General features: G+C 68.2%; 25 protein-coding genes. 8 read left to right on the top strand and 17 right to left on the bottom strand.

Going from position 1 to position 25,380, the window contains the following annotated elements:
• Positions 1 to 485 precede the first annotated feature (485 nt).
• The 8 genes from AC1DXX_RS04645 to AC1DXX_RS04610 form a co-directional block, all read right to left on the bottom strand.
• Complete coding sequence (locus tag AC1DXX_RS04645; RefSeq protein WP_478132994.1) at positions 486 to 1,457, bottom strand: ABC transporter substrate-binding protein; 972 nt, start codon at positions 1,455 to 1,457, stop codon at positions 486 to 488.
• A 38-nt stretch (positions 1,458 to 1,495) separates the two neighbouring features.
• Positions 1,496 to 2,659 carry a c-type cytochrome gene (locus AC1DXX_RS04640; RefSeq protein ID WP_478132993.1) on the bottom strand — a complete coding sequence of 388 codons (1,164 nt, stop codon included), beginning with the start codon at positions 2,657 to 2,659 and terminating at the stop codon, positions 1,496 to 1,498.
• Between the two features lie 109 nt (positions 2,660 to 2,768).
• Positions 2,769 to 3,578, bottom strand: coding sequence for an ABC transporter ATP-binding protein (locus AC1DXX_RS04635; protein WP_478132992.1), 810 nt, complete (start codon positions 3,576 to 3,578; stop codon positions 2,769 to 2,771).
• Complete coding sequence (locus AC1DXX_RS04630; protein ID WP_478132991.1) at positions 3,551 to 4,633, bottom strand: ABC transporter permease; 1,083 nt, start codon at positions 4,631 to 4,633, stop codon at positions 3,551 to 3,553. Before AC1DXX_RS04630 ends, AC1DXX_RS04635 begins: the two co-directional genes overlap by 28 nt.
• Complete coding sequence (locus AC1DXX_RS04625) at positions 4,630 to 5,631, bottom strand: ABC transporter substrate-binding protein (protein WP_478132990.1); 1,002 nt, start codon at positions 5,629 to 5,631, stop codon at positions 4,630 to 4,632. Before AC1DXX_RS04625 ends, AC1DXX_RS04630 begins: the two co-directional genes overlap by 4 nt.
• A 16-nt stretch (positions 5,632 to 5,647) precedes the next feature.
• Complete coding sequence (locus AC1DXX_RS04620) at positions 5,648 to 6,472, bottom strand: class II aldolase/adducin family protein (RefSeq protein WP_478132989.1); 825 nt, start codon at positions 6,470 to 6,472, stop codon at positions 5,648 to 5,650.
• A gap of 3 nt (positions 6,473 to 6,475) precedes the next feature.
• On the bottom strand, positions 6,476 to 7,585 hold the full coding sequence (locus AC1DXX_RS04615; RefSeq protein ID WP_478132988.1) for an LLM class flavin-dependent oxidoreductase: 1,110 nt from the start codon (positions 7,583 to 7,585) through the stop codon (positions 6,476 to 6,478).
• A 31-nt stretch (positions 7,586 to 7,616) separates the two neighbouring features.
• Positions 7,617 to 8,630 carry an ABC transporter substrate-binding protein gene (locus AC1DXX_RS04610; protein WP_478132987.1) on the bottom strand — a complete coding sequence of 338 codons (1,014 nt, stop codon included), beginning with the start codon at positions 8,628 to 8,630 and terminating at the stop codon, positions 7,617 to 7,619.
• 143 nt (positions 8,631 to 8,773) lie between these two features.
• On the opposite strand from AC1DXX_RS04610, the gene AC1DXX_RS04605 reads away from it, so the two are divergent.
• The 5 genes from AC1DXX_RS04605 (at position 8,774) to AC1DXX_RS04585 (ending at position 13,559) form a co-directional block, all read left to right on the top strand.
• Positions 8,774 to 10,006 (top strand): acyl-CoA dehydrogenase family protein, encoded by a 1,233-nt coding sequence (locus AC1DXX_RS04605; RefSeq protein ID WP_478132986.1) that lies wholly within the window; start codon positions 8,774 to 8,776, stop codon positions 10,004 to 10,006.
• On the top strand, positions 10,003 to 10,983 hold the full coding sequence (locus AC1DXX_RS04600) for an ABC transporter substrate-binding protein (RefSeq protein ID WP_478132985.1): 981 nt from the start codon (positions 10,003 to 10,005) through the stop codon (positions 10,981 to 10,983). Before AC1DXX_RS04605 ends, AC1DXX_RS04600 begins: the two co-directional genes overlap by 4 nt.
• Entirely contained in the window at positions 10,980 to 11,579 is a 600-nt protein-coding gene (locus AC1DXX_RS04595; protein WP_478132984.1) for a cysteine dioxygenase family protein, read from the top strand. The genes AC1DXX_RS04600 and AC1DXX_RS04595 overlap by 4 nt, the downstream gene beginning before the upstream one ends.
• A complete protein-coding gene (locus AC1DXX_RS04590; RefSeq protein ID WP_478132983.1) occupies positions 11,576 to 13,201 on the top strand; it encodes a rhodanese-related sulfurtransferase in 1,626 nt (541 codons plus the stop codon). The genes AC1DXX_RS04595 and AC1DXX_RS04590 overlap by 4 nt, the downstream gene beginning before the upstream one ends.
• A gap of 136 nt (positions 13,202 to 13,337) precedes the next feature.
• Positions 13,338 to 13,559 (top strand): hypothetical protein, encoded by a 222-nt coding sequence (locus tag AC1DXX_RS04585; RefSeq protein ID WP_478132982.1) that lies wholly within the window; start codon positions 13,338 to 13,340, stop codon positions 13,557 to 13,559.
• Between the two features lie 96 nt (positions 13,560 to 13,655).
• On the opposite strand, the gene AC1DXX_RS04580 is transcribed toward AC1DXX_RS04585, so the two are convergent.
• From AC1DXX_RS04580 to AC1DXX_RS04550, 7 genes are all read right to left on the bottom strand, one after another.
• Complete coding sequence (locus tag AC1DXX_RS04580) at positions 13,656 to 15,122, bottom strand: DEAD/DEAH box helicase (protein ID WP_478132981.1); 1,467 nt, start codon at positions 15,120 to 15,122, stop codon at positions 13,656 to 13,658.
• A gap of 131 nt (positions 15,123 to 15,253) precedes the next feature.
• The gene (gene ypfJ, locus AC1DXX_RS04575; RefSeq protein WP_478132980.1) at positions 15,254 to 16,141 is read right to left on the bottom strand and encodes a KPN_02809 family neutral zinc metallopeptidase; all 888 of its coding nucleotides are present in this window, start codon (positions 16,139 to 16,141) and stop codon (positions 15,254 to 15,256) included.
• 100 nt (positions 16,142 to 16,241) lie between these two features.
• Entirely contained in the window at positions 16,242 to 16,808 is a 567-nt protein-coding gene (dcd, locus tag AC1DXX_RS04570) for a dCTP deaminase (protein ID WP_018905384.1), read from the bottom strand.
• Positions 16,809 to 16,894: 86 nt separating this feature from the next.
• Positions 16,895 to 18,181 carry a guanine deaminase gene (guaD, locus tag AC1DXX_RS04565; RefSeq protein ID WP_478132979.1) on the bottom strand — a complete coding sequence of 429 codons (1,287 nt, stop codon included), beginning with the start codon at positions 18,179 to 18,181 and terminating at the stop codon, positions 16,895 to 16,897.
• A gap of 77 nt (positions 18,182 to 18,258) precedes the next feature.
• On the bottom strand, positions 18,259 to 19,245 hold the full coding sequence (locus AC1DXX_RS04560; RefSeq protein ID WP_478132978.1) for an NHL repeat-containing protein: 987 nt from the start codon (positions 19,243 to 19,245) through the stop codon (positions 18,259 to 18,261).
• Positions 19,242 to 19,838 (bottom strand): short chain dehydrogenase, encoded by a 597-nt coding sequence (locus AC1DXX_RS04555; RefSeq protein ID WP_478132977.1) that lies wholly within the window; start codon positions 19,836 to 19,838, stop codon positions 19,242 to 19,244. The genes AC1DXX_RS04560 and AC1DXX_RS04555 overlap by 4 nt, the downstream gene beginning before the upstream one ends.
• Complete coding sequence (locus tag AC1DXX_RS04550) at positions 19,835 to 20,440, bottom strand: short chain dehydrogenase (protein WP_478132976.1); 606 nt, start codon at positions 20,438 to 20,440, stop codon at positions 19,835 to 19,837. The genes AC1DXX_RS04555 and AC1DXX_RS04550 overlap by 4 nt, the downstream gene beginning before the upstream one ends.
• 108 nt (positions 20,441 to 20,548) lie before the next feature.
• Here AC1DXX_RS04550 and AC1DXX_RS04545 point away from each other — a divergent pair, with 108 nt between their 5' ends.
• The 3 genes from AC1DXX_RS04545 (at position 20,549) to AC1DXX_RS04535 (ending at position 23,187) form a co-directional block, all read left to right on the top strand.
• The gene (locus AC1DXX_RS04545; protein ID WP_478132975.1) at positions 20,549 to 21,430 is read left to right on the top strand and encodes a LysR family transcriptional regulator; all 882 of its coding nucleotides are present in this window, start codon (positions 20,549 to 20,551) and stop codon (positions 21,428 to 21,430) included.
• A 117-nt stretch (positions 21,431 to 21,547) separates the two neighbouring features.
• Positions 21,548 to 21,844 (top strand): helix-turn-helix domain-containing protein, encoded by a 297-nt coding sequence (locus tag AC1DXX_RS04540; RefSeq protein WP_478132974.1) that lies wholly within the window; start codon positions 21,548 to 21,550, stop codon positions 21,842 to 21,844.
• Between the two features lie 2 nt (positions 21,845 to 21,846).
• Positions 21,847 to 23,187, top strand: a complete 1,341-nt coding sequence (locus AC1DXX_RS04535; protein WP_478132973.1) for a type II toxin-antitoxin system HipA family toxin — start codon at positions 21,847 to 21,849, stop codon at positions 23,185 to 23,187.
• A gap of 12 nt (positions 23,188 to 23,199) precedes the next feature.
• On the opposite strand, the gene AC1DXX_RS04530 is transcribed toward AC1DXX_RS04535, so the two are convergent.
• Entirely contained in the window at positions 23,200 to 24,096 is an 897-nt protein-coding gene (locus AC1DXX_RS04530) for a LysR family transcriptional regulator (RefSeq protein WP_478132972.1), read from the bottom strand.
• Positions 24,097 to 24,148: 52 nt separating this feature from the next.
• Positions 24,149 to 25,249: a BMP family ABC transporter substrate-binding protein gene (locus tag AC1DXX_RS04525; RefSeq protein ID WP_478132971.1), complete on the bottom strand. Its 1,101-nt coding sequence runs from the start codon at positions 25,247 to 25,249 to the stop codon at positions 24,149 to 24,151.
• Positions 25,250 to 25,380 lie beyond the last annotated feature (131 nt).

Genomic DNA, 25,380 nt, shown 5'->3' with positions numbered 1-25,380 from the left:
CTGCAGCACGAGGTTGCCGTTGGCGATGTTGACGAAGGACTGTTCGCCGCTGCGCCCCTGACCTGCCGTCCCCAGCTGACCGCGTTGCCCCAGGGTGGCCAACGAACTCAGGCTCAGACCCAGACTATTCCCACTGACGATAGCAACCATTTCACAGCCTCAAGATTTCCTGCGAACCGCCGAAACGGCAGCCTGCAGGCGACCCACATCTGATGCTGCGGACTGCCTGCCGCAGGATTTCTCCCTGATGGCTGTGCCAACCTCCTTTGAGTCGGCTTACGGTTCAAGCAACCTATCCAGAGGAATTCGAATCTGTTTAGGGCATTCCCGACAAAAACACTCAGGCATGAGCCACGACGCGCCAACCGGACAGCCGCCAGAAGAAAAACCAGGCTGCCCGGGTCACGAATTTCCTTCTAGTGAACGCCACCGCCGCAAGCCGCCTTGGTCTGCCGCCGATTCGGCGAAATGCTCTCTGCCGAGCGTTAGGCCGTGACGCCGAAGCCGGTATCGAAGGTGGTCTTCACATCGAGCGGCTGCTTGATGAGTCCCACCTGCCGGTAGAAATCCGCCGTGCCCTGCTGGTCGGCAACGACCTGCGCGTCGATGGCCACCCACTTCTGCTGGCGGCGCTCGAACTGCAGCCTGGCCGCCTCCGGCGGAATGCCGATGATGCGGGCCAGCGCGGCCGAGTAGGCATCGGCATTGCTGTACGACCAGAGCTGCGCCTTCACGACGCGCTGCAGAAAGTCCTGCAGCACCGGTCGCTTGGCGGCGATGGCCGCATCGGTGGCCGCGAGGTAGCTGAGCCCCGGCAGCAGCCCCCGGCCGCTCACGAGCACGCGTGCATGGTGGCTGACCTCGGCCAGCGCGGTGTAAGGCTCCCAGGTGGCCCAGGCATCGACCGAGCCCTGCGTGAGCGCGAGCTTGGCATCGGCTGGTGCGAGGAAACGGATGTTCACCTCCTCGGGTTTCAAGCCTGCTGCGGTGATCGCCTTGAGCGTCACGTAGTGGCCGATGGAGCCGCGGTTGGTGGCGATGCTCTTGCCCTTGAGGTCGGCGGCGGTCTTGAGGGTGGAGTCCGGACGCACGAGCACTGCGGTGCCGTAGGAGTCCGAGCGGTTCGCGCCGATGGCCTTGACGCGCGTGCCGGCGGCAAGCGCGAAGACAAGCGGTGCGTCGCCGATGGGGCCGGAATCGATCGCCGCTGCATTCAACGCTTCGGCCAGCGGCGCGGCTGCGGGGAATTCGGACCACTGGATGTCGTAGTTCAAGCCTTCGAGCCCATTGGCCGCTTCGAGCAGCGCGCGCAGCCCGCCCTTCTGGTCGCCGGCCTTGAGCACCGGGCGGCCCTGTGCGCGGGCTTGCAATGAGAAGGCGGGCAAGGCGACGGCAGTGGCTGCTGCGAGGCCTTGCGTGAGGAGCTGTCGGCGCGATCGGTCGAGGTGTGAGTTCATGGGTTCTCCGTATTCGATTGAGGTCAAGAAAAAATCGATCAGTGGATGAAGCCGCCCTTGACGAAGCGCACGGGCTCGGCGTCCATGCGGGCGATCAGTGCGCCCAGTCCGTCGGCGGGCGGTGTGCTGCTCTTGGCCGATGCGGGCAGGCGTTCGCTGCGGCACAGCAAGTCGTCGTCGGACCAACCCGCCTTGCCAGGCTCGCCGCGCGCACGCAGCCAGCCGTCGCGGTCGGCGATGAGTTGCGTGCCGGCGAGGCGGTCGGTGCCGGCGATCAGCGCCAGCGCCTCCCACGCGGCGGCGGAGTCGGCCACGCAATCGGCGGCGGCCGGCGCAGTCTTTGAGGAAGGAGGCACCAGCAGCACCGTGACGAGCCGAGGGTCTTCGGCCGGTATGTCGTTTCCCGCCACGATGCGCACGCGCTGCCCGCGCCAGCTCGCGAGCAGCCGCGGCGGCAGTGCACCGCAGCGCACCGCCATGTCGGGCAGGCCGATGGGCTGCGGCCAGCTGCCGAGCGCGCGCAGGCTCTGGCCCGCGCCCTGCGCCTTCATGTAGTCGATCAGCGCCCAGGCGTCGGCCTCGTCGAGCTTGCCGCCGAAGCCGGGCATGGTGGGTTTGCCGACCTGCTGCGGGTCGCGCGTGCCGTGAAGAATGCGCCAGAGCAGGTCGCCGTCGGCGCGCCGCCACAGCAAGGGGCCGCCGAGATTCGGCGGCCACACCGCCAGCGAGGCCGCGAGCGGCCCCTCGCCCTTGCCGTCCGCGCCATGGCAGGCCACGCAGTTCTGTTCGTAGAGCACGCGGCCCTGCGCAATGGATGTGGCCGTGAAGCCGGTCGGCGAAGACTGGAAGCTCGTGGGTGTCGCGGGCACCAGCACCACGCGCGCCTCGGGCCACGGCGCCGCGATCAGCAGCATCGGCACCAGCGCGAGAAAGTAGAAGCGCGGACGCCGCCAGAACAGCGCGAGCAGCAACGCGAGCACCGCCATGGCGACGAACACCAGCGTCCACGCGAGGCTGCGCGCCTGGCCCAGGTCGATCAGCAGGTTCTCGCCCGACAGACGGTGCGCCCACGGCCAGGCCGGCTGGCCATGCACATGCGCCGCGAGCCCGAGCGCATCGAGCACGCGCAGCAGTTGCAGTTGCGCGCCCTGGAGCAGGCCGATCAAGAAGTTGAGCCAGTCAGCTTCCGGCAGAGCGTTCATCTCGATTCCAGAGGGCCGCCGCGCGCGGCCGCCCGAAGCGGCCGGCCCGCCCCCGGTAGGGGGTTGGCGAAGCGACACGAAGTGCGCGCAGCCTGGGGGCGAGCAACATCTACCAGGTGGCGTCGAGCCCCAGGTGTCTCAGCGCTTCGTGGCGAAGCTCCGCCAGCCTTGCATGGCCGCGGTGCCGCGGATACGGCAGGTCGACCACGATCTCCGCCGCGATGCGCCCCGGCCGGTCGCTCAGCACGATCACGCGGTTGGCGAGGAACAGCGCCTCTTCCACGTCGTGCGTCACCAGCAGCGCCGAAAAGCCCGCGCGCTGCCACAGGTTGACCAGCTCGCTCTGCATCGCAATGCGCGTGAGCGAATCGAGCTTGCCGAGCGGTTCGTCGAGCACCAGCAGTTGCGGGTCGTTGACCAGCGCGCGCGCCAGCGCCACGCGCTGCGCCATGCCGCCCGAGAGCTGGTGCGGAAAGGCTTTCGCGAAATCGGTCAGGCCCACGAGCTTGAGCGCCTCGTCGACCCGCCCGCGCTGCGCCTTGAGCACGCCGCGCGCCTGCAGGCCGAGCGCCACGTTGTCCCACACGCTGCGCCATGGGTAGAGCGTCGGATCCTGGAACACGACGATGCGCGACGGGTCAGGCCGCGTGATCGGCGCGTCGTCCTGCGTGATGCGGCCGGCGGTGGCGGGCTCCAAGCCCGCGACCAGCCGCAGCAGCGTCGACTTGCCGCAGCCGCTCGGGCCGAGCAGCGCGACGAACTCGCCGGGCCTCACCGTGAGGTCGATGTCGTCGAGCACCTGAAGCGGTCCCGCAGTCACGTCGAACCAGTGGCTCACGCCGCGGATGTCGATGTGCGCGCCGGCCTGGCGCACGCCGGCTTCAGCAATGGCTACCACTTCACCGTCCCCTTCTGCCACAAGAGCACGCGGTCGCGCACCTTGAAAAGCAGCGTGATCAGGCCCGAGCACAGCACGGCCATCACGATCAGCGCGGCGTACATGTTCGAGTACGAAGCCCAACCCTGCGCCCACGACAGGTAGAAGCCAAGCCCGGCCTTCACGCCCATCATCTCGGCCGTCACGAGCACGGAGAACGCGGCGCCCAGCCCCATGAAGAGGCCCACGAACACCTGCGGCAGCGCAGCGGGAATCGCCACGCGCAGCACCAGGAAGCGCTCGCTCGCACCCATGGTGCGCGCCACGTCGTAGTAGTTGCGGTTGACGGTCGCCACGCCCGACCAGGTGAGCACCGCCACCGGAAAGCCCGTGGCAAGCGCGATCAGGAACACGGCCGCCGCATAGCTCGATGGAAAGAAGAAGAACGCCAGCGGCAGCAGCGCCGAGGCCGGTACCGGCCCCACGAAGCGCAGCACCGGATGCACCCAGTAGCCCGCGATGCGCGACCAGCCGATGGTCACGCCCGTGAGAAAGCCCGCGAGCGCACCGAGCACGAAGCCATGGGCGAGCAGCCGGGTCGAGTGCAACAGGCTCTCGCCGAGGCGGCGCCAGTCGTCGATGTAGGTCTCGACCAGGCTTTGCGGCGGGGCGAAGAACGGCGTGGGGAGCAAGGCGAGCTTGGCGGTCGCGATTTCCCAGACGGCGAATAGCAGCGGCAGCGCAACGAGCCAGGGTCCGGCAGGCCGCAGCGCCCGTGCAACGCGGCCGGCGCGCGGCCCGAGCAATGCGACGGCCAGCAACAGCGCACCGGCCACGATGGCGGCGATGCCGAACTCCTCGGTGTAGGCCCAGTCGCTGAAGCCCACCGCCTTGTTCGGCCAGTAGATCGTCAGGAGGCCGAGTGCGAGCCATGCAACGGTGGCGGCAAAGCCGCTGCGCCATGCAGGCAGGGTCGCTGGCGTGCGGGCCAGTGTCGGGGCAGGAGCCGATGCGCGTGCGGGCGCCGCAGCCCCCACCCTGGCCCTCCCCCGGAAGGGGAGGGAATCGAAGCCCAATGCGGGGTCGGGGGTGCTCATGCGAGGGGATCGAAGGACACGTGCTCCGCGAAGCGCACCGGGTCGGTGGTCTTCTTGAGCACGCCGACGCCGCGGAAGTCGCGTGCGTAGAACTCCACCTCGTCGCGCAGGTTCCTGCCGAGCGGGTGGTGGTTGTGCGTGAGCGTGCCGAGCAGCGCGCGCAGGTCTTCGACCGGCACCTTGGGCGAGTACTTCGCAAAGAGCCTGGCCGATTCGTTCGGGTTCTCGGCCACGTAGTCGGAGGCTTGCGCAATGGCGCGCACCAGCGCTGCAACGGTGGGCTTGTCCTTGCGCACCAGCTCGCCGCGCGCGCCGACAATGCAGCACACCTTGTCCTTGTATTCGCCCGAGAGGTTGCTCGCCACCTCGACGAAGACGCCCTTGTTGCGCTTCTCGATCAGGTAGACGTTCGGGTCGCCGTCCGCAATGGCGTGGATCTCGCCCTTCTGCACCGCGATGTCGAGCAGGTCGGCCGGATACTGGCGCCAGGTCACGTCCTTGTCGGCATCGATGCCGTTCTTGGCGAGCAGGATCGAGAAGAAGTTCTTGCCCGGGCTCGCGATGTCCGACACGCCGATGATCTTTCCCTTGAGGCTCGCGATGTTGCTCACGCCCGCACTCTTCGCGCCCACCAGCCGCACGCAGCCGCCGTGCGAGCTGCCGACGATCTTCACGTCGAAGCCCGACTCCAGCGGCTTGAGCCAGCGGTGGATCATGCCCACCGCCGCGTCGGCCTTGGCCGTGGCCAGCGACTCCAGCAGCTGGTCGGTGGAGCCGGTGTAGTTGATCAGGTCCACCTGCAGCCCGTTGCGCTCGAAGTAGCCGCGCTCCTGCGCCACCACCACCGGCGAGAGGCAGAACGCGGCGGCATTCCATGCGAAGGTGAGTTTGCGGGCCTGCTGCGAGAAGGCCTGCGAGGCGATCAGGCCGCCGGAGGCGACCACGGCGGCGGCGCCGCCTGCACGCAAAACGCTGCGGCGCGAAAGGGATGCGGTCATCGAAGGCTCCGGGGATTCAAAGCAAGAGTTCGGGTTCGGCTTCGACCAGGCCTTCGTAGAGGCTGTCGAAGGAATGGATCGCGCCTTCGGGTCCACCGATCTGGTTGTGCGTGTGGCGCGCCGTTTCCTCGTCGATGGGCTGCGGCTTGCCGGCGGCCTCGGCGAGGAGTTGCGTATGGCAGGCGTTGTCGAGCGCGATGTACCACCATGCCGCCGCTTCCACCGTCGGGCCCGCGGTCAGGATGCCGTGGTTCTTGAGGATCGCGCCCTTCCTGTCGCCCAGCGCCTGCGCGATGCGGTCGCCCTCGCTGGTGTCGACCACCATGCCGGTGAAGTCGTCGAACAGCGCCACGTCTTCATGGAACACGCAGCTGTCCTGCGTGATCGCGTCGAGCTTGCGGCCCAGCGTGGACCAGGCCTTGCCGTAGGTCGAATGCGTGTGCGCGGCGGCGACGATCTTCGGGTTGTGCTCGTGGATCGCAGCGTGGATGGCGAAGGCGGCCTTGTTGAGCGGCCTGTCGCCGATCACCGTCTCGCCCTTCGAATTGACCAGCAGCAGGTCGGAGACCTTGATGCGCGAGAAATGGATGCCCAGCGGGTTGACCCAGAAGTGGTCGCCGAGCTCGGGATCGCGCGCGGTGATGTGGCCGGCCAGGCCCTGCGCGAAGCCGAAGCGGGCGAACAGGCGGAAGGCGCCGGCCAGGCGCTCCTGCCGGTGGCGGCGCTCGGCCTGCACGCTGGTGCGCGGCGGAATCGGGTCGAACCAGTATTTCTGCTGCGGGTTCGGGTTGAGCTTGAGCGGCTGGACCGCATTGCGGTCGATCGAGAGAACAGCGCTCATCGCTCAGGCCGCCTTGCGTTGCGATTGCAAACGTTGAGCCACCAGTTCGCGCGTGCGCGGAATCAGCGCACGGCCATAGTCGGTCGCGTCCTCCAGCGGATCGAAACCGCGGATCAGGAAGGTGGTCACGCCCAGGTCGTAGTAGTCGAGCAGCGCATCGGCCACCTGCTCGGGCGTGCCGACGAGTGCGGTGCTGTTGGAGCGCCCGCCGATCTCCTGCGCGATGGCGGTCCACAGGCGCTTGTCGACGCGCGGCCCCTTGTCGGCTGTGGCCAGCAGGCGCTTCGCACCTTCGCTCTGCTGCGGGCCGCCGCGGTTGTAGCCCTGCACCACGCGCAGGCGCTTCGTCTCCGCCAGGATGTTCTCGGCGCGCGCCCATGCGGCCTCTTCGGTCTCCGCCAGGATCGGGCGGAACGACACCGAGAAGCGCACGCTGCGCCCGTGCTTCGCGGCTTCGGCGCGCACGCGCGTCGTCAGTTCGCGCGCCTGGTCGAGCGATTCGCCCCACAGCGCATACACGTCGGCGTACTTGCCGGCCACGGGGATCGCAGCCTCCGACGCACCGCCGAAATACACCGGCACATGCGGCTTGCCGTTGCGCGTCTGCACCGGCTTCACTTCGGAAAACGCGTTCTGGTAACGGTAGTGCGCGCCTTCGTGGTCGAAGGGCTTCTCGCTGGTCCACACCTTGTGCAGCACGTCGAGGTATTCGTCGGTGCGGGCATAGCGCTGGTCGTGGTCGAGCCAGTCGCCGTCGCGCCGCTGCTCCTCGTCGGAACCGCCGGAGATGTAGTGCACGCCCAGCCGCCCGCCGCTGAACTGGTCGAGCGAGGCGAACTGCCGGGCCGCCAGCGTCGGCGCCACGAAGCCGGGGCGGTGCGCGAGCATGAAGTGGATGCGCTCGGTCACCGAGGCCGCATAGGCCACCGTGAGCGTGGCATCGGGGCCGGTCGAATGGTGCGGCACCAGCACGCGGTCGAAGCCGGCGTTCTCGTGTGCCTGTGCAAAGGCACGCACGTAGTCGCGGTCGATGGCCGGGCCCTTGGCGGCATGGATCTCCGAGACCTTCTGGCCCTGGATCATGCCGATGAATTCAACGTCGTTCTGGCTCATGGGTGTCCTTTGTTGTCGAGGTGTTGGGTTGTCAGGCGGCGGGCAGGCGCAGCACGTTCTCGAAGCTGCGGTCCCACAGGGGTTTCACATCGGCCGGACCGTCGAGCACGCCGATCTTCAGGAAGGTGTCGGCCACGTCCTGGTGGCTGCGCACCACCGCATCGGTGACCGGGCCGAGGCTGTAGTCGCCGCTGCGGCCGTTGAAGAGCTCGACAAGATCGCCGACCGGCACGCGCGTCTCGGCCGACTGCGCGCGTGCATAGGCCAGGAAGTTGCCGTTGATCCAGGCGAACGAACGCTGCAGGCGCTGCAGCAGGTCGCTCAGCGCCGCACGGCGCGGCGCGTCGTCGAGCGCGCGCGGGTTGGCATAGATCGGGAAGTTGCCCGAGAGGTAGCCCACGCCGGTCTTGATGGTGCGCGCGCCGTACTGGGTGCGCGCAAGCTGGCCGTTGTAGCCGTAGATCGCCCAGGCATCGAGGTCGCCGCGCGCAAAGGCCGAGAGCCCGTCGGACGGCGTGAGGCTCACCGCCTGGATGTCGCCGAACGAGAGCCCTGCCTCGGCCAACTGCCTGGCCAGGTAGTAGTGCGAAGTGGTGGCGCGCACATAGCCCACGCGCCTGCCCTTCAAGTCGGCAATGCTGCGGATCGGCGAATCCTTGCGGGCCAGCGTGGCCTGGTTGTTGAGGTCTTCGTGCGTCACAGCGACGAGCCGCACGCTGGATTTCTGGCGCGCCGCGAACACCGGCGGGATCTCGCTGCCCGAACCGAGGTCGAGCGCATCGCCGTTGATGGCCTCGATGTGCAGCACGCCGTTGTTGAGTTCGCGCCAGTCGATCCTGTACGGCGTGTTGGCCTGGCCGGAGGCCTGCAGCAGCGGGCGCCAGAGCCCCTTGTAGGTGCCGACGCGCAAGGTCACGCCCGACAGGTCGCGCGACGGTGCAGCGGCCTGCGCCGCGCGGGTCCCCAGGCCGGCTGCCGCTGCTGCGCCCCATGCCGCGGCGGCCTGCAGCAGGCTGCGTCGATCGAGGGGGAAATCCGGTTTCATGCGTCGAGTTCTTTCTTTCTCCGCCATGGAGAGAAGCGAGACCGTACCGACGCAGGCGGCAAAAGCGAACGCAGAAAAACGAGTTTGCATATGCAGGATGCGTCGTTTTCCGTCCCGGGCCGGCCCGTTACCGTGCAGGAACCATGAGTGCACTCCCCTTGCGCCGCCTGCCGGCCACGCCCGAAGAAACCACGCCCGCCACCGTCGATGCCGCGCTGCTGGCACGCCTGTCGGAACAATTCGCCGCCACCGCGGCCGACCACGACCGCAGCGGCGCCTTTCCGCGCGAGAACTTCGAGGCGCTGCAGGCGCATGGCCTGATCGGCCTGGTGGYGCCGGCTGCGCACGGCGGCGGCAGCGCCACGCTGGCGACGGCCCGGCGCGTGATCGCGGCCGTGGCGCGCGGCGAGCCGGCCACCGCGCTGATCCTCACGATGACCTACCTGCAGCACCATGCGCTCACGCGCGGCGACAACCGCTGGCCGCCACAGCTGCGCGAACGCGTGGCGCGCGATGCGGTGGAGCGCGGCGCGCTCATCAACGCGCTGCGCGTGGAGCCAGCGCTGGGTTCGCCGGCCCGCGGCGGCCTGCCCGCGACCGTTGCGCGGCGCGACGGCAACGGCTGGAAGATCGACGGCCACAAGCTCTACACGACCGGCATCGAGGGCCTGACCTGGCTCGCCGTGTGGGCGCGCACCGACGAAGCGACGCCGCGCACCGGCGTGTTCCTGGTGCCGCGCAATGCACCCGGCGTGCGCGTGATCGCCAGCTGGGACCACCTGGGCCTGCGCGCTTCGGGCAGCCATGAAGTGGTGTTCGAGAACGTCGCGATCGACCTCGACCACGCGGTCGATCTGCGTGCACCGGCCGACTGGGCGCCCGACGCCGGCAGCCAGACCGACATCGACGCCCACGCCACGCAGCAAGCCTGGATGACGGTGCTGCTCGGCAGCCTCTACGACGCGGTGGCGCAGGCCGCGCGCGACTGGCTCGTGGGCTTCCTGAACCAGCGCGCGCCCGGCAGCCTGGGGGCTGCGCTCTCGACCCTGCCCCGTGTGCAGGAGCACGTGGGCGAAATCGAGGCGCTGCTGCGTACCAACCGCGTGCTGCTCGACGACGCGACGGTCGCCGTCGACAACGGCCACGCGCAACCCGCCACCGACAGCGGCCTGCTCAAGTACACGGTGACGAACAACGCGGTCCGCGTGGTCGAGCTCGCGCTGCAACTGAGCGGCAACCACGGCCTCACGCGGCAGAACCCGCTGGAGCGGCACTACCGCGACGTGCTGTGCAGCCGCATCCACACGCCGCAGAACGATGCGATCCTGGTCGGTGCAGGCAAGCGCGCACTGCTGTCGCCGGGAGCCGCCGCATGACCGGTCTTCTGTTCACCCAAGCCTCGCGCCGCAGCTGGCTCAAGCAAGGCGCGGCACTCTCGCTGGCCGCCGCCGGCTCGCTGCGCGCAGGGGCGCAGCCGCAGACCACGCTGGTGCTCGGCGACCAGGCCGGCGGCCTGCGCTCGCTGTTCGAGGCCTCGAAGGCGCTCGAGGGTGCGCCCTTCGCCCATCGCTGGGCCAACTTCCAGGGCGCGGCGCCGCTGTTCGAAGCACAGCGCAGCGCGGCCGTCGATACCGCCATGGCCGGCGACCTGCCGGTGCTGGCCGCGGCCGTCGGCAAGACGCCGCTCAAGATCGTCGCCACGCGCGTCGGCAAGGCCGATTCGCTGGGCATCGTGGTGCAGCCCGATTCGCCGCTGCGCAGCGTGGCCGAGCTGCGCGGCAAGACGGTGATCGTCTCGTCGGCGCGCGGCAGCATCTCGCAGTACCAGCTCTACGGCGCGCTCGAGGAAGCCGGCGTGCGGCGCGACGAGGTCACGGTGAAGTTCGTGCTGCCCACCGATGCGGCGGCGGCCTTCGCCTCGAGGCAGATCGATGCCTGGGCCATCTTCGATCCGTACTACGCGATCGCGCTGCAGCAGGGCGGCCGCATCCTGCGCGACGGGCGCGGCATCAACACGGCGCTGGGCTTCATCACGGCGAGCGAGCCGTCGCTGGCCGATCCGGCGAAGCGCGCTGCCATCGTGCAGTTTCTCGACCGGCTGGGCCGCGCGGGCGACTGGGCGCTGGCCAACCCGGAGGCCTATGCGCAGGCCTACAGCCAGCTCACGCGGCTGCCGATCGAGTCGGCGCGCATCATCACCGCGCGTGCTTCCGTCGCGGGCCGCCCCGTGAGCGAGGCCGACATCGTCGCGTTGCAGGCCGTGGCCGACCGCTCGGCGCGCGACGGCATCCTGCCGGTGCGCGTGGACGTGCGCGCGATCACCGACACACAGCTCTGGAAGCGCCCCGCGTGATCGCGCCGCTGCGCGACTTCGTCGGCGCTTTCGGCCGGCTGCTCGACAGCGCGCCCGACGAGCCTCGCATCATGTTGGAAGGCGGTGCCCTGCTGCGCACGCTGGTCGCTCGCGACGACTGGCTGCCCGACGCCTTCGCGCAGCCCGACCCAACGCACTACCGGCAGTTCCTGCTGCATGCCGACAGCACCGAGCGCTTCTCGGTCGTGAGCTTCGTCTGGGGGCCGGGCCAGGCCACGCCGGTGCACGACCACACGGTGTGGGGCCTGATCGGCATGCTGCGCGGCGCCGAGTACAGCCAGGGTTATGCCATCGGCAGCGACGGCAGCGCACAGCCGCAAGGCGAGGCCCTGCGGCTCGACGCCGGCGATGTGGAGGCCGTGTCGCCCACCATCGGCGACCTGCACCGCGTGCACAACGCGCATGCCGACCGCGTGTCGGTCAGCATCCATGTCTACGGTGCCAACATCGGCGCGGTGCGGCGGCATACTTACCCGGCCGAGGGCGGACGCAAGCCGTTCGTCTCGGGCTACTCCAACACGCTGCTTCCCAACCTGTGGGACCGCTCCGCCGAACTCAGATCGACTCCAGCATGACGACCACCGCCTTTCCCCTTCTGCCCTTCGCCGCCGTGCGCACGCGTCTTCTCGCGCGCGAGGAAACCGCCCTGCTCGATGTGCGCGAGGAAGATCCCTTCGCGCAGGAGCATCCGCTGTGGGCCGCGAACCTGCCGCTCTCGCGCATCGAGATCGAAGCCTGGCGGCGCATTCCGCGGCGGGACACGCTGATCGTGCTGTACGGCGCGCACGGCGGCATCGACCTCGCGCCGCTCGCCGCGCGCACGCTGGTCGCGCTGGGCTACACGAACGTGCATCTGCTCGAAGGCGGCCTCGAGGGCTGGCGCGCGGCCGGCGGCGAGCTGTTCCGCGACGTGAACGTGCCGAGCAAGTCCTTCGGCGAACTGGTCGAGCACGAACGGCACACGCCCTCGCTCTCCGCACCCGAAGTGAAGGCGCTGGTCGACGGCAAGGCCAACGTGGTGGTGCTCGACGCGCGCCGCTTCGACGAATACCAGACCATGAGCATCCCTTCGGCCACCAGCGTGCCCGGTGCCGAACTGGTGCTGCGGGTGCGCGAGCTCGCACCCGACCCGTCGACGCAGGTGATCGTCAATTGCGCGGGCCGCACGCGCAGCATCATCGGCACCCAGTCGCTGGTGAATGCGGGCATTCCGAACCCCGTGGCGGCGCTGCGCAACGGCACCATCGGCTGGAAGCTCGCAGGGCAGGTGCTGGATCATGGGGCGGATCGGCAGGCGCCGGCTGCGGTGTCCGACACACATCTCGCGCAGGCGCAAGCCGATGCGCGCCGTGTGGCCGACACGGCCGGCGTTCGCCGCATCGCGCTCGATGCATTGCACACGCTCGAAGCGCCAGGTCGTACGGTGTACCGCTTCGACGTGCGCACACCCGAGGAATATGCAGCGGGCCATCTGCCCGGCTTTGCAAGTGCCCCCGGCGGGCAACTGGTGCAGGAAACCGATCACCAGGTGCCGGTGCGCGGCGCGCGCATCGTGCTGGCCGACGACGACGGCGTGCGGGCCTCCATGAGCGCCTCGTGGCTCGCGCAGATGGGCTGGGAGGTCTACGTGCCCGACACGGTGCCGGTCGCCTCGGCATTCACCGAAACGACCGCGCCGCCGCCTGCCCATCCGGCCGTTGCGGCTGTCGTGGGCGAGATCTCGCCCACGGAGCTGGCGGCCTTGCTCAAGCAACAGATCGGCACGGCCGTGATCGACGTGACCACCAGCGCCAACTACGTGAAACGCCACATCCCCGGCGCCTGGTACGCCATTCGCGCCCAGCTTGCACAGGCCATCGGCAGCGCCATCCCGTCGGCGCAACGCTATGTGCTGACCTGCGGCAGCAGCCTGCTCGCACGCTACGCTGCGGCCGACCTGCGCCAACTGCTCGACGCGCGCGGCCACCACGACGTGGAAGTGCGGGTGCTGGCCGGCGGCAACGCGGCATGGTTCGCGGCAGGCCTCGAGGCGGAATCCGGCGAGACGCGGCTCGCGACACCGCGCACCGACCGCTACCGCCGGCCCTACGAAGGCACGGAGGCGCCGGCGGAGGCCATGCAGGCCTACCTGGACTGGGAATACGGCCTTGTCGCGCAGCTGGGGCGCGACGGGACGCACCATTTCAACGTGATCTGAGGGGGCAGCAGCGCGCTCCCGCGAGGCCGGCCTGCAACGGCCGGTCACATTATTTCGCCCGGGTAAAGGAGGTCATCCGCCGGTGGCGCGGGGCGTTTCTTGGGAATACCGATCAACTCGTCCCAGGAGCATCGCCATGAGATTGCCCATTCTTGCCCTTTCGGCCGCCGCGCTCGCGGCCATCCTGACCGGCTGCGTGGTCGCACCGGCGCAACCCGTCTACGCGGCACCGCCGGGTGTGGCCTATGTGGCACCGACCTACGTGTCGCCGGGCGTGGGTTTCGTGTGGAACTACCACCCGCGCTACGGATATGGCTGGCACCACCCGCGCTATGGGTGGCACCGCGGATGGAGGTAGAGCTCGCCCCCTACCGGGGGCAACACCAGCGGCGCGGCGAAGCCGGTTCCGCGGTGTTCCACGAAAATGACAAAGCCCCAAAAGAGGGGCTTTCGATCAATTCGTTTCGGCGCTCTTGAAGAGGGCTGCGACCTTGCGCTTGGTCTTGATGTTGCTCGAGATGCCGCGTGCGGGCGCTGCCTTGGCGGCTGCTTCCCAGGCCGGCGTGGCGTCGGCCTGGCCCGGTTCGTAGGGCTTGTCGAAGAACGGATCGCGCGGTGCGGACGGCGCACGGTGCGGGCGTCCGCCGCCACGGCGCGCATCGGCACCGATGCTGCTGCGTTCGCGCGGCTGGTCGAGCACATCGCGCGCGTCGCCGGCCTCGCCCTCTTCGCGCCAATGACGGCGTCCGTCGTTGATGCGGCCGCGCGGATTGTCTTCCTCGAACTCGACGGGTTCGAGCTCGATCTTCTTCTTGATCAGCTTCTCGATGTCGGCCACCAGGCGTGCATCGTTGCCGCCGCTGGCAAAGCTCACGGCCAGGCCCGAGGCGCCTGCACGGCCGGTGCGGCCGATGCGGTGCACGTAGTCTTCGGCGTTGAACGGAATGTCGAAGTTGAAGACGGCCGGCACGTCCTTGATGTCGAGGCCGCGGGCCGCGACGTCGGTGCACACCAGCAGGTCGACTTCGCCGGCCTTGAACGAGGCGAGCGCCTTCAGGCGTTCGTCCTGGCTCTTGTCGCCGTGCAGTGCGGTGGTACGCAGACCGTCGCGCTCCAGCGAGCGTGCGAGGCGCGCGCAACCGAGCTTGCTGTTGACGAACACGAAGGCCTGCGTGATGCCGCGCTGACGCACGATCTGTTTCAGCGCGCGGCGCTTGTCGTCGTCGGACACGCTGTAGAAATGCTGTTCGACGGTGGAGGCCGTTTCGTTCGGCCGTGCCACTTCGATGGTGACCGGGTTCTGCAGGTAGCTGCCGGCCAGCCGCTTGATTTCGGGCGAGAACGTCGCCGAGAACAGCAGCGTGGTGCGCTGCTTGGGCAGGTAGCTCAGGATGCGCTGCAGATCGGGCAGGAAGCCGATGTCGAGCATGCGGTCGGCTTCGTCGAGCACCACGTACTCGACCTGGTTGAGCACCGCGTTCTTGGCTTCGATGTGATCGAGCAGCCGGCCCGGCGTGGCGACCAGCACCTCGACGCCCCTCTTCAGTTCCAGCGTCTGTGGCTTCATGTCGATGCCGCCGAACACCACCGTGCTGCGCAGGTTGGTGTACTTGGCGTACAGCTTGACCTGCTGCGCGACCTGGTCGGCGAGTTCGCGCGTGGGCAGCAGCACGAGCGCACGCACCGGATGCCGCGCGGGCGAGGTCGACGCGTTTTCATGCTTGAGCATGCGCTGCAGCAACGGGAGCGAAAACGCCGCCGTCTTGCCGGTGCCGGTCTGGGCGGCGCCCATCACATCCTGGCCCGCGAGCACGACCGGAATGGCCTGCTCCTGGATCGGTGTCATGGTCTCGTAGCCCATTTCGGCCACGGCGCGCGCCAGCGGTTCCGCCAGCGATAGATTGGAGAAGGAGCTTGTCATTGAGCCTGCTATTGTCGCATTGCCGCAAAAAACGGCAGTGACGGCGCCGTGACAACGTCCGCGCCGCCTGCATTGCTATTTATTCAATAGCACCAAACCCAACAAACACGGGCACCCTAAGCCCCTGACGCTCAAAGATTGCGTGCGTTGAAGGTGTCGCAGGACTTCATCTCGCCGCTTTGATAGCCCGCGCCGAACCACCGTTGGCGCTGCGCGCTCGAGCCGTGGGTGAAGCTGTCGGGCACCACGGCGCGGCCTGCGGAGCGCTGCAATGCGTCGTCGCCAATCTTCTGCGCGGCGTTCATCGCGGCTTCGATGTCGCCCGGGTCGAGCCACTTCTTCGACTCCTGCGAATGGTGGGCCCATACGCCCGCGAAGCAATCGGCCTGCAACTCGACGCGAACGCTCACCGCGTTGTTCTGCGTCTGGCTCAGGCGGCCGCGCATGCCGTCGACCTTGGCGGTGATGCCGAGCTCGTCCTGCACATGGTGGCCGACCTCGTGCGCGATGACGTACGCCTGCGCGAACTCGCCCGGCGCGCCGAGCTGGTTCTTGAGCGTTTCGTAGAAGCCGAGGTCGATGTAGACCTTCTTGTCGCCGGGGCAATAGAACGGGCCCATGGCCGATTGCCCGGTGCCGCAGGCCGTCGGCGTGGCGCCGCGGAACAGCACGAGCCGTGGCGCCTGGTAGGCGCCGCCGTTCTTGCGGAAGAGGTCGGTCCAGACCACTTCGGTGTTCTTGAGCACGGTCGAGACGAAGGCCGCCTCGCGGTCGCCGGAAGGCGGTCGGGGCGCCGGGCCTTGCTGTTGCTGCTGCACCTGGGCCGGGTCGCCCCCCCCGCTGAGCAGGCTCAGCACGGTGAGCGGGTTGATGCCGAAGACCCAGCCCGCGATCAGCGCGACTGCGATGGTGCCGATGCCGATGCTGCGGCCGCCGATGAAGCCGCCCCCACCACCACCGCCGCCTTCGTCGCGACGATCTTCGACGTTGTCGGATTGTTCGTTGCCTTCCCATCTCATCGCAGTCTCCTTGCCGGCCTTGCAGAAGTTTTGCCGGAGCGTCGCAGGATGGTACTTGGCCTGAACGCCGGTTGCGTAACCGGCGGTCAGGAGGCGCGAATCAGGTCTTGGGAAGCGTGACGCCGCGCTGGCCCTGGTATTTGCCGCCGCGGTCCTTGTAGCTGGTTTCGCAGACTTCGTCGCTTTCGAAGAACAGCACCTGTGCGCAGCCCTCGCCCGCATAGATCTTGGCGGGCAGCGGCGTGGTGTTGCTGAATTCGAGCGTCACGTAGCCTTCCCATTCGGGCTCGAACGGGGTCACGTTGACGATGATCCCGCAGCGCGCATAGGTGCTCTTGCCGAGGCAGATGGTGAGTACGTTGCGCGGGATGCGGAAGTACTCGACCGTGCGCGCCAGCGCGAAACTGTTGGGCGGGATGATGCAGTAGTCGCCGTGCATGTCGACGAAGCTCTTCTCGTCGAAGTTCTTCGGGTCGACCACCGTGCTGTGGATGTTGGTGAAGACCTTGAATTCGGGCGCGCAACGGATGTCGTAGCCGTAGCTCGAGGTGCCGTAGCTGATGATCTTGTGGCCGGCGGCCTCGCGCACCTGACCGGGCTCGAAGGGCTCGATCATGCCGGTCTGCTCGGCCATGCGCCGGATCCATTTGTCGCTCTTGATGCTCATATGCGGTCGCTGCTGCTGCGGGGAGGAATGGCGCGAATTGTGGCATGCGCCATCGCCCTGCCCCCTGCTACTGCCGGGCCTTCAGGCTACCCCGCCTGCGAAATGACGGTGCGCTCGACCAGCCGGTCGTCGCCCAGCACGATCATCGCGAAGAGCAGTTCCTCGAGGTTGTTCGCGAGCGAGGTCTTGCGCGCGAGCAGCGGCGTGGCCGAGGGGTTGAGCACCAGGAAGTCGGCCTCGCAGCCGGGCTGCAGGTTGCCGACCACGCCATCGAGCCCCAGCGAACGCGCCGCGCCGCCGGTGTGGTGCCACCACAGCCGCGAAGGCGGAATGCTCAGGCCGGCCTTGGTCTGGCCCTCGCGGCCCACGTAGTAGGCCGCGAGCATGGTGTGGAAGGGGCTGAAGCTGGTGCCGCCGCCCACGTCGCTCGCGAGGCCGTAGGGCGACGCGACGCGGTCGGCCGCGCCGAAGTCGAAGAAGCCGCTGCCCAGGAAGAGGTTGCTCGTGGGGCTCACGGCCGCGGCGGTTTTTGTCTCGCGCATCAGGCGGCGGTCTTCGTCGTCGATGTAGATGCAGTGGGCATACACGGCACGCTCGCGCATCAGGCCGAAGCCGGCGTACACGTCGAGGTAGGAACGCGACTTGGGGTACAGCTCGCGCGCCCACTGCACTTCGTCCTTGTTCTCGGCCACGTGCGACTGGATCCAGGTGTCGGCGTACTTCGCCGCCAGTTCGCCGGCGCCGCGCATCTGGGCGTCGGTGCTGGTGGGGGCGAAGCGCGGCGTGATGGCGTAGCCCAGGCGGTCGACGTTGTGCCACTTGCGGATCAGCGACTCGGTATCGATCAGGCTCTGCTCGGTTTCATCGCGCACGCCGTCGGGCGAATTGCGGTCCTGCAGCACCTTGCCGGTGATCATGCGCAGGCCGCGGCGCTGCGCGCTCTCGAAGAAGGCATCGACCGAAGCGGGATGCGAGGTCGCGAAGGTCAGCGAGGTGGTGACGCCGTTGCGCAGCAGCTCGTCGAAGAACACCTCGGCCACTTCGCGCGAATGCGCCGGGTCGGCGAACCTGGCTTCCGCCGGGAAGGTGTAGTTCTCGAGCCAGGGCAGGAGCCCGGGCGACGGCGCGCCGATGATGTCGGTCTGCGGGAAGTGGATGTGCATGTCCACGAAGCCCGGCGCGAGGATGCGGCCCGGCAGGTCGGTCAGCTCGGCATCGGGATGGCGCGGCGACACGGCGGCATGGCTGCCGGCGTCGAGCACGCGCAGGCGGCCGGCACTGTCGGGGGCGACGACCAGCAGGCCGTCTTCGTCGAAAACGGGCAGGCCGGCGTCGTCGAATCGCAGGAGGGAGGCGCGGTAGGCTTTTTTCATCGTGGGTGCGGAGGGTAATCCAGCCCCGCGCCGCCGCAATTTCCATGCGCGTATGAGTGCTATACGCCGAACGCACTTCAATCCGGCGGCAAGGCGTGCGACTGGATGTCGAAGGGCACGGCGCGGGGAACGGCCGCGTCGTCGTCCTTGTGCTTGAGCAGCAGCGCGTACTTCGACTCGATGAAATAGACGCGGTTGCCAAGCACCGCGCCGGAGGACGGGTCGTTGAGTCCGGCCACCACCGTCTGCAGGCCGAGCTTCGCGCCATCGATGCGCGCCACGGTGACCTGCCCGCCGTACGGTCCGTCGCCGAAGGCATTGCTCTCGAACAGCACGAGCCGGCCGGGCTTCCAGGCGCGGATCGCGTCGACGTTCTTCATCATGCGCGGCGCCTCGATGCGCGTGACCTCGCCGGCCCGCCCGCCAGTGCCGAGGTCGATGCGCAGCAGGTAGGACGCCGCGGCCACGAGGCTCACGTAGACGTTGCGACCGCCATCGATGGCAATGCCGTTCAGTCCCTTGTAGGGGCCCGCGCCGGCCAGCGCCGGATCTTCCTTCCAGACCGTGAGCGCGGCGGCGCCCGGCGCGAGCCGCAGCACGCGCGGGTGGTAGGAGTCGGTCACGTAGAGGTTGCCGGCCGCATCCTGCGCCAGGTCGTTGCAGTAGCCGTCATCGGGCATCGCATAGCTCGCACGCGGCGCGCCCGTGGCCAGGTCGTAGCGCTTGAGCGCGCTCGGCGTCTGCGGCACGGTGGTGAAGCCGCTGCTGCCCGAGCAGACCCACAGGGCCTGGCGTTTCGCATCGACCAGCACGCCCTGGCCGTTCGCCAGGCCGTTGGCGCCAGGCTTCACGAGCACTTCGGCCTTCGGCGCGGCGCCCGGCTTCAACCTGGCGACCGCGCCCCGACGCCAGCTGCCGACGTAGAACGAACCGTCCGGATCGATGGCGACGCTTTCCGGATACCAGTCCTCAGGCAGCGCCTGCGTGGCGGGCGGAGCGGCCATCGACGCGGATGAACTCAGTGCGAAAAGAAGCGCCCCCGCCAGCGAAGTCGAGCGCTTCATGCCCACACGCGGTAAACGCGCCCCGTTTGCGGCCCCTCGACGCTGCGCACATAGGCCTGCGCCACGCGCGCAGCCGGCACCGACTCGAAGCCGGGGAAAAACGGCCCGAAGACCGGCAGCGACTCCGTCATCACCGTGGGGCTCACCGCATTGATGCGGATGCCGCGCGCCAGCTCGATCGCCGCCCCGCGCACAAAGCCCTCGACCGCCGAATTGACGGCGCTGGCATTGACGGCCTGAAGAATCGGCTCGTCGATGCCGGTCGTCAGCGTGATCGATCCCCCGTCGGTCAGCGCATGCTGGCCGATCAGTGCCAGGCGCACCTGCCCCAGCAGCTTGCCCTGCAGGCCCACGTCGAAATCGGCCGGGCGCATGGCAGCGAGTGGCCCGAAGTACATGCCACCCGTCGCGCAGACAATGGCGTCCACCCGGCCTGTGGCGGCGAACAGCGCCTCCACGCTGGCATCGCTGGCCAGGTCGACGCGGTGGTCGCCGTGCGAACGACCCGCGCGCAGCAGTTCATGCCGCCCGGCCAACGCCTCGGCCACGGCACCACCCACCGCGCCGCTGGCCCCCACGAGCAGCACCCTCATTGCCACACGCAATAGACGCGCCCCGTTTGCGGACCTTCGACGCTGCGCACATAGGCCTGCGCCGAACGTGCGGCCGACACCGATTCGAAACCGGGAAAGAACGACCCGTAGTCCGGCAGCGATTCGGTCAGCACCGTCGGGCTCACCGCGTTGATGCGGATGCCGCGCGGCAGCTCGATCGCCGCGGCGCGCACAAAGCCCTCGACGCCCGAATTGACGGCCGTTGCATTCGCTCCCTGCCGGATCGGCTCGTCCGCCACGATGCCCGTGGTCAGCGTGATCGAGCCGCCGTCGGCCAGCACATGCTGACCCAGCAGCGCGAGCCGCACCTGGCCCAAGAGCTTGTCCTGCAGGCCGATGTTGAAGTCGGCCGGCCGCATTTCGCCCAACGGCCCGAAGAACAGGCCACCGGCCGCCGAGACGATCGCATCGACGCGCCCCACCGCGGCATACAGCGCCTCGACGCTTGCATCGCTCGTGATGTCGACCTGCAGGTCGCCGCGCGTGCGACCCGCACGCACCACCTCGTGACCGCGTTCGGCCAGCGCCTGTGCCACCGCGCTGCCCACTGCGCCCGTCGCACCCACAACAAGAACCTTCATGGAAAACCTCGCCAAAAAATGAATAGGAAGGCCTATTGTTTTGCGAATCGATAGTTTGATAAATTGCCATTCGGTTCGGCAATTCGAAACTGTGAGTTATCAATCAATATGGACAAGCTGCGCGCCATGGAAGTCTTCGTCGCTACGGTGGACGCGGGCAGCTTCGCCGCCGCTGCCGAGGCGCTCGATCTCTCGGCCGTGATGGTCGGCAAGCACATCCGCGCGCTCGAAGACCAGCTCGGCGCCCGGCTGCTCGAGCGCACCACGCGGCGCCACGCGCTGACCGAGATCGGTGCGGCCTACCTGGAGCGCTGCCGCGATGTGCTGTCCAGCGTGCACACGGCCGACGGCGTGGCCGAGTCGCTGCGCGCCATGCCGCAGGGCGTGCTGCGCGTGACGGCGCCGGTGGCCTATGGCGCGCACCGGCTCACGCCGGTGATCGGCGAATACATCGCGGCCTATCCACAGGTGAAGGTGGACCTGGTGCTCAACGACCGCGTGGTCGACCTGGCCGAGGAAGGCTTCGACTGCGGCATCCGCTCGGGCGCCGCGGTCGATGAACGGCTCATCGCGCGACCGCTCGCGTTGTCGCGCATGTTCGCGGTGGCAAGCCCGGCCTGGGTCACGCGCCACGGCCAGCCCAGGCACCCGTCGGACCTCGAAGCCTTTCCGCTGCTGGGCTTTGCGACCTGGGGCCCGAACCATTCATGGCGCTTCACGCGCGACGGCAAGACCGTGCACGTGCCGGTGCGCGGCCCGTTGAACACTAACAACGGCCAGGCGCTGCTGGTCGCGGCCATGGCCGGCGTCGGCGTGATCGTGCAGGCCGATGCGCTGCTCGGCCCCGCCCTGGCCTCGGGCCAGGTGGTTCAGCTGCTGCCCGAGTGGGAGCTGCCGACGCGCCAGGTGCACATCATGCGATTGCCCGAAGCCCGGCCCAGCGCCAAGCTGCGGACCTTCGTCGACTTCGTGGTCGAGCGGCTGGGCTGATGCTAGAAGACAATCTACCCATACCATGGGCATCTATCGAATTACCTATTTGATGGGTATTTTGACCAATACCCCTCACATCGGTAAAATTGGGTTACCCATTTCATTGGTATTCCCATGCAGCAAGTCCTCTCGGTTCCATCGCAGCTCGGCGTGCTCCTCAAGGCGGCCCGCAAGGAAGCAGGCATCTCTCAGGTGAAGCTGGCCGAGCGGCTCGGCATCAGCCAGAGTCGCATGTCCCACATGGAGCTCAACCCTGGCTCGGTGAGCCTGGAGCAACTGCTGGCGCTCTTCGGCGTGCTGGGCCTCGAGATGCTGGTCGGCTCGAAGAATCCGGCGAAGCGCTCGACTGCGCAATCCGACCGCCCGAGCCCAAGGCATGTCGCCAACGAGCCGCCCGCTTCGGAGTGGTGAGCATGGCGCGTACATCGAACATGCCGGCGCTTTCCATATGGGCCAACGGCGAGCGCGTCGGCACCTGGCGCATTCCTGCGCGCGGGGCGGACGAGTTGCGCTACGACGACGCCTGGGTCGGCTCGCCGACAGGGCGCCCGCTCTCGCTCTCCTTGCCGCTGGTCGGCGGCTTCATCCACAAGGGCCCGGTCGTCCAGAACTACTTCGACAATCTGCTGCCCGACAGTCAGCCCATTCGCGAGCGCATCGCGAGCCGCTTCAGGACGCGCACGACGCAGCCCTTCGACCTCCTGCAGGCCATCGGCCGCGATTGCGTGGGCGCCATCCAACTGCTTGGCGAGGACGACGGCCCGGCGGATGTCGATCGCATCGCGGGCGAGGCGATGAGCGAGGCCGACGTCGAAAAGCTGCTGCAGCAGACCGTCACCCCCGGCAGGTTCGCTGCGCAATCTGCACCCGAAGACGAGTTGCGCATCTCCCTGGCCGGCGCCCAGGAGAAGACCGCGCTGCTGTGGCACGAGGGCCAATGGTTCCGCCCGCACGGCTCGACGCCCACCACGCACATCCTGAAGTTGCCGCTGGGCCTGGTCGGCCACCGCAAAGCCGACTTCAGCACCTCGGTGGAAAACGAGTGGCTCTGCCTGAACATCCTGCAGGAGTACGGCATACCCGTGCCCCGTACGGCCATCCTGCGCTTCGGCTCGCAGAAGGTGCTGGCCGTCGAGCGCTTCGATCGCAGGTTGCACTCGTCCGGCAACTGGTGGCTGCGCCTGCCGCAGGAAGACTTCTGCCAGGCCCTGGGCAAGCCGCCGCACCTGAAGTACGAGGCCGACGGCGGTCCCGGCATGGTCGACCTGGCGGGCGTGCTTCGAAGCTCGGTCGATGCCCAGCAGGACCTGGCCACGCTCATCACCGTGCAGCTGCTCTTCTGGATGCTCGGCGCGCCCGACGGACATGCGAAGAACTTCAGCATCGCCTGGTTGCCGATGGGCCGCTACAGGCTGACACCCGTCTACGACGTGATGTCCATCTGGCCGGTGGAGGGCAACGGTCCGAACCAGTTCTCCAGGCACGAGGCCAAACTGGCCATGGCCCTGATCGGCAAGAGCAAGCACTACCAGTTCAAGACCGTCCAGCGGCGCCATTTCAATGCCATGGCACGGAAGTGCCACTACGGGCCGGACGCGGAGGACCTCATCCAGCGCGTGCTCTCGGCAACGCCGGGCGTGATCGACCGCATCGGCGCGCGCCTGCCTGCGCACTTTCCGGCCGCGGTGTCCGACAGGATTCTCGAAGGCCTTGCGCGTTCCGCCAGGGCGCTGGGGGCGATGCCCGCTTTCTAGGCGGTCGAACGTTCAGAGCTTGCTCAGCGTCTGCACGATCTCGTCGACCAGCCAGCGGTGGGCAGCGCTGTACTCGTGGCGCGCATGCCAGTGGGCCTGCACCTGGAAGTCGGGCAGCGGCACGGGCAGCGGCAGCGCCTTCAGCCCGCCCTGCAACACGTAGAGGTTCGCCACCCGCGACGGCAGCAGCACCAGCAGGTCGCTCTGCGACAGAAGCTGCGGCAGCACGGTGAACTGGGGCACCCGCGCCACGATGTTTCGGTGGATGCCGCGCTCTGCCAACGCTTCCTCGATCAGGAAGTGGCCCGAACGCGGCGAAGACACCATCACGTGCCGCGCCGACGAGAATTCCTCGAGGCTCATGCGCTCGCCGATGGTGGGATGGTTGGCCGACATCAGGCACACGTAATGCTCGCGGAACAGCAGCACGCTGTGCACCGGCGACGCGAGCGCCGGGATGTTGCCGATGGCCATGTCGAGCCGCCCGACCGACAGGTCCTCGCTCGGCGCGTCGGGGATCTGCACGATGTCGATCTCGATGTGCGGCGCCGACTCCTGGAATTTGCGCAGCAGCGGCGGCACGAAATACAGCACGCCGATGTCCGACATCGCGAGGCGAAAGCGCCGCGTCGAGCGCAGCGGATCGAAGGCGGTGTTCTGCTCGAGGGTGCTCTCGACGGAGGTCAGCGCATCCCGGTAGCGCTGGAACAGCTGCTCCGCCAGGCTGGTGGGCACCAAGCCATTGCTGCTGCGCGAAAACAGGCGGTCGGCGTACACCTTGCGCAGCTTCGCGAGGCCGTAGCTGATGGTGGGCTGGGTGAGGTCGAGCCGTTCCGCCGCCTGCGTGACACTGCGCGTTTCGTAGATCGCGACGAACACGCGAACGAGGTTGAGGTCCAGTTGGCTCATGGGTCTTTTGCCGAAGGTCGAATGTGCCACAGACCGGCGTGCAATCGGACCGCTAGCGCGTCACGCGCCCCTGCACGCCCTCGGCCAGCCAGTTCATCTGCAGGATCTGCTCGTCGTTCAGTTGCACGCCCTTGGCGATCACGGTGCGGCCTTCGTTGTCGCGCACGTCGCCGTTCACCGCGCGGAACGGCTGCAGCTTGCCCGCCGCGATGTCCTGCTGCCGCGCAAGCACCTCCTGCTGCACGGCCTGGGGCACCTTGGTGCCGAAGTCGCCGACGCGAATCATCCCCTCCTTCACGCCGCCCCAGAGGTTGCCGCTTTTCCAGTTGCCGTCGAGCACCGCGCGGGCGCGCTGCGTGTAGTAGCCGCCCCACTGGTGCGTGACCGCGACGATCTGCGCATCGGGCGCGATCTTGCGCATGTCGGAGTGGTAGGCGACGGCCATCCTGCCGCGCTCCTGCGCCGCGGCCATCACCGCGGTCGAACCGGTGTGGAAGGCGACGACGTCGGCGTTCTGGTTGAACAGCGCCATTGCGGCATCGCGTTCCTTCGGCGGGTCGAACCACGCGTTGAGCCACACCACGATCACCTTCGCATCCGGGTTCACCGAGCGCATGCCGAGCGTGAAGGCGTTGATGCCCTGCAGCACCTCGGGAATCGGAAAGCCCGCCACATAGCCCGCCACGTTCGTCTTCGTCATGCGGCCGGCCGCGATGCCCGCGAGGTAGCGGCCTTCGTAGTAGCGCGCGTTGGCAGTCGCAACGTTGGGCGCAGCCTTGTAGCCCGTGATCGATTCGAACTTCACGCCGGGAAAGTCCTTCGCGACCTTGAGTGTCGGCTCCATGTAGCCGAAGCTGGGCGTGAAGATCAGCTGGTTACCCTGCTGCGCGAGATCGCGGATCACGCGCTCGGCATCGGCCCCTTCGGCCACGTTCTCGACGAAGGTGGTCTTCACCCGGGCGCCGAGTGCCGCATCGACGGCCTTGCGGCCCTCTTCATGCTGGCGCACCCAGCCGGCATCGGTGACCGGCGCGACGTAGACGAAGCCGATCTTCAGCGGCTCCTTCGGCGCCTGCGGTTGGGAAAAAGCGGGAGATAGAAAACAGGCGGTCACCCACGCCAGAACGGCGCGGCCCGCGAGGTTTTTGTACATGGTGGTCCTCTACATGGCCCCGGAAAAGCAAAGACCCGCAGCCGGCCGGGACGCCCGGCTGCGGGGTTGAAGATTTTAGTGTGCGGGCATACCCGGCCGCGGACGCCGGGTGGAACTGGCTCGCTGCTGTG

Source organism: Variovorax sp. P4_B10 (genome assembly GCF_056402375.1).
This window is presented reverse-complemented; position numbering and strand designations above follow the sequence as displayed.

Bases quoted from the DNA above. Each gene is read 5' to 3' on its own strand.
- AC1DXX_RS04645 (WP_478132994.1), bottom strand. From the start codon at position 1,457: ATGAACTCACACCTCGACCGATCGCGCCGACAGCTCCTCACGCAAGGC.
- AC1DXX_RS04640 (WP_478132993.1), bottom strand. From the start codon at position 2,659: ATGAACGCTCTGCCGGAAGCTGACTGGCTCAACTTCTTGATCGGCCTG.
- AC1DXX_RS04630 (WP_478132991.1), bottom strand. From the start codon at position 4,633: ATGAGCACCCCCGACCCCGCATTGGGCTTCGATTCCCTCCCCTTCCGG.
- AC1DXX_RS04625 (WP_478132990.1), bottom strand. From the start codon at position 5,631: ATGACCGCATCCCTTTCGCGCCGCAGCGTTTTGCGTGCAGGCGGCGCC.
- AC1DXX_RS04620 (WP_478132989.1), bottom strand. From the start codon at position 6,472: ATGAGCGCTGTTCTCTCGATCGACCGCAATGCGGTCCAGCCGCTCAAG.
- AC1DXX_RS04615 (WP_478132988.1), bottom strand. From the start codon at position 7,585: ATGAGCCAGAACGACGTTGAATTCATCGGCATGATCCAGGGCCAGAAG.
- AC1DXX_RS04610 (WP_478132987.1), bottom strand. From the start codon at position 8,630: ATGAAACCGGATTTCCCCCTCGATCGACGCAGCCTGCTGCAGGCCGCC.
- AC1DXX_RS04600 (WP_478132985.1), top strand. From the start codon at position 10,003: ATGACCGGTCTTCTGTTCACCCAAGCCTCGCGCCGCAGCTGGCTCAAG.
- AC1DXX_RS04590 (WP_478132983.1), top strand. From the start codon at position 11,576: ATGACGACCACCGCCTTTCCCCTTCTGCCCTTCGCCGCCGTGCGCACG.
- AC1DXX_RS04585 (WP_478132982.1), top strand. From the start codon at position 13,338: ATGAGATTGCCCATTCTTGCCCTTTCGGCCGCCGCGCTCGCGGCCATC.
- AC1DXX_RS04580 (WP_478132981.1), bottom strand. From the start codon at position 15,122: ATGACAAGCTCCTTCTCCAATCTATCGCTGGCGGAACCGCTGGCGCGC.
- ypfJ (WP_478132980.1), bottom strand. From the start codon at position 16,141: ATGAGATGGGAAGGCAACGAACAATCCGACAACGTCGAAGATCGTCGC.
- dcd (WP_018905384.1), bottom strand. From the start codon at position 16,808: ATGAGCATCAAGAGCGACAAATGGATCCGGCGCATGGCCGAGCAGACC.
- guaD (WP_478132979.1), bottom strand. From the start codon at position 18,181: ATGAAAAAAGCCTACCGCGCCTCCCTCCTGCGATTCGACGACGCCGGC.
- AC1DXX_RS04560 (WP_478132978.1), bottom strand. From the start codon at position 19,245: ATGAAGCGCTCGACTTCGCTGGCGGGGGCGCTTCTTTTCGCACTGAGT.
- AC1DXX_RS04555 (WP_478132977.1), bottom strand. From the start codon at position 19,838: ATGAGGGTGCTGCTCGTGGGGGCCAGCGGCGCGGTGGGTGGTGCCGTG.
- AC1DXX_RS04550 (WP_478132976.1), bottom strand. From the start codon at position 20,440: ATGAAGGTTCTTGTTGTGGGTGCGACGGGCGCAGTGGGCAGCGCGGTG.
- AC1DXX_RS04545 (WP_478132975.1), top strand. From the start codon at position 20,549: ATGGACAAGCTGCGCGCCATGGAAGTCTTCGTCGCTACGGTGGACGCG.
- AC1DXX_RS04540 (WP_478132974.1), top strand. From the start codon at position 21,548: ATGCAGCAAGTCCTCTCGGTTCCATCGCAGCTCGGCGTGCTCCTCAAG.
- AC1DXX_RS04535 (WP_478132973.1), top strand. From the start codon at position 21,847: ATGGCGCGTACATCGAACATGCCGGCGCTTTCCATATGGGCCAACGGC.
- AC1DXX_RS04530 (WP_478132972.1), bottom strand. From the start codon at position 24,096: ATGAGCCAACTGGACCTCAACCTCGTTCGCGTGTTCGTCGCGATCTAC.
- AC1DXX_RS04525 (WP_478132971.1), bottom strand. From the start codon at position 25,249: ATGTACAAAAACCTCGCGGGCCGCGCCGTTCTGGCGTGGGTGACCGCC.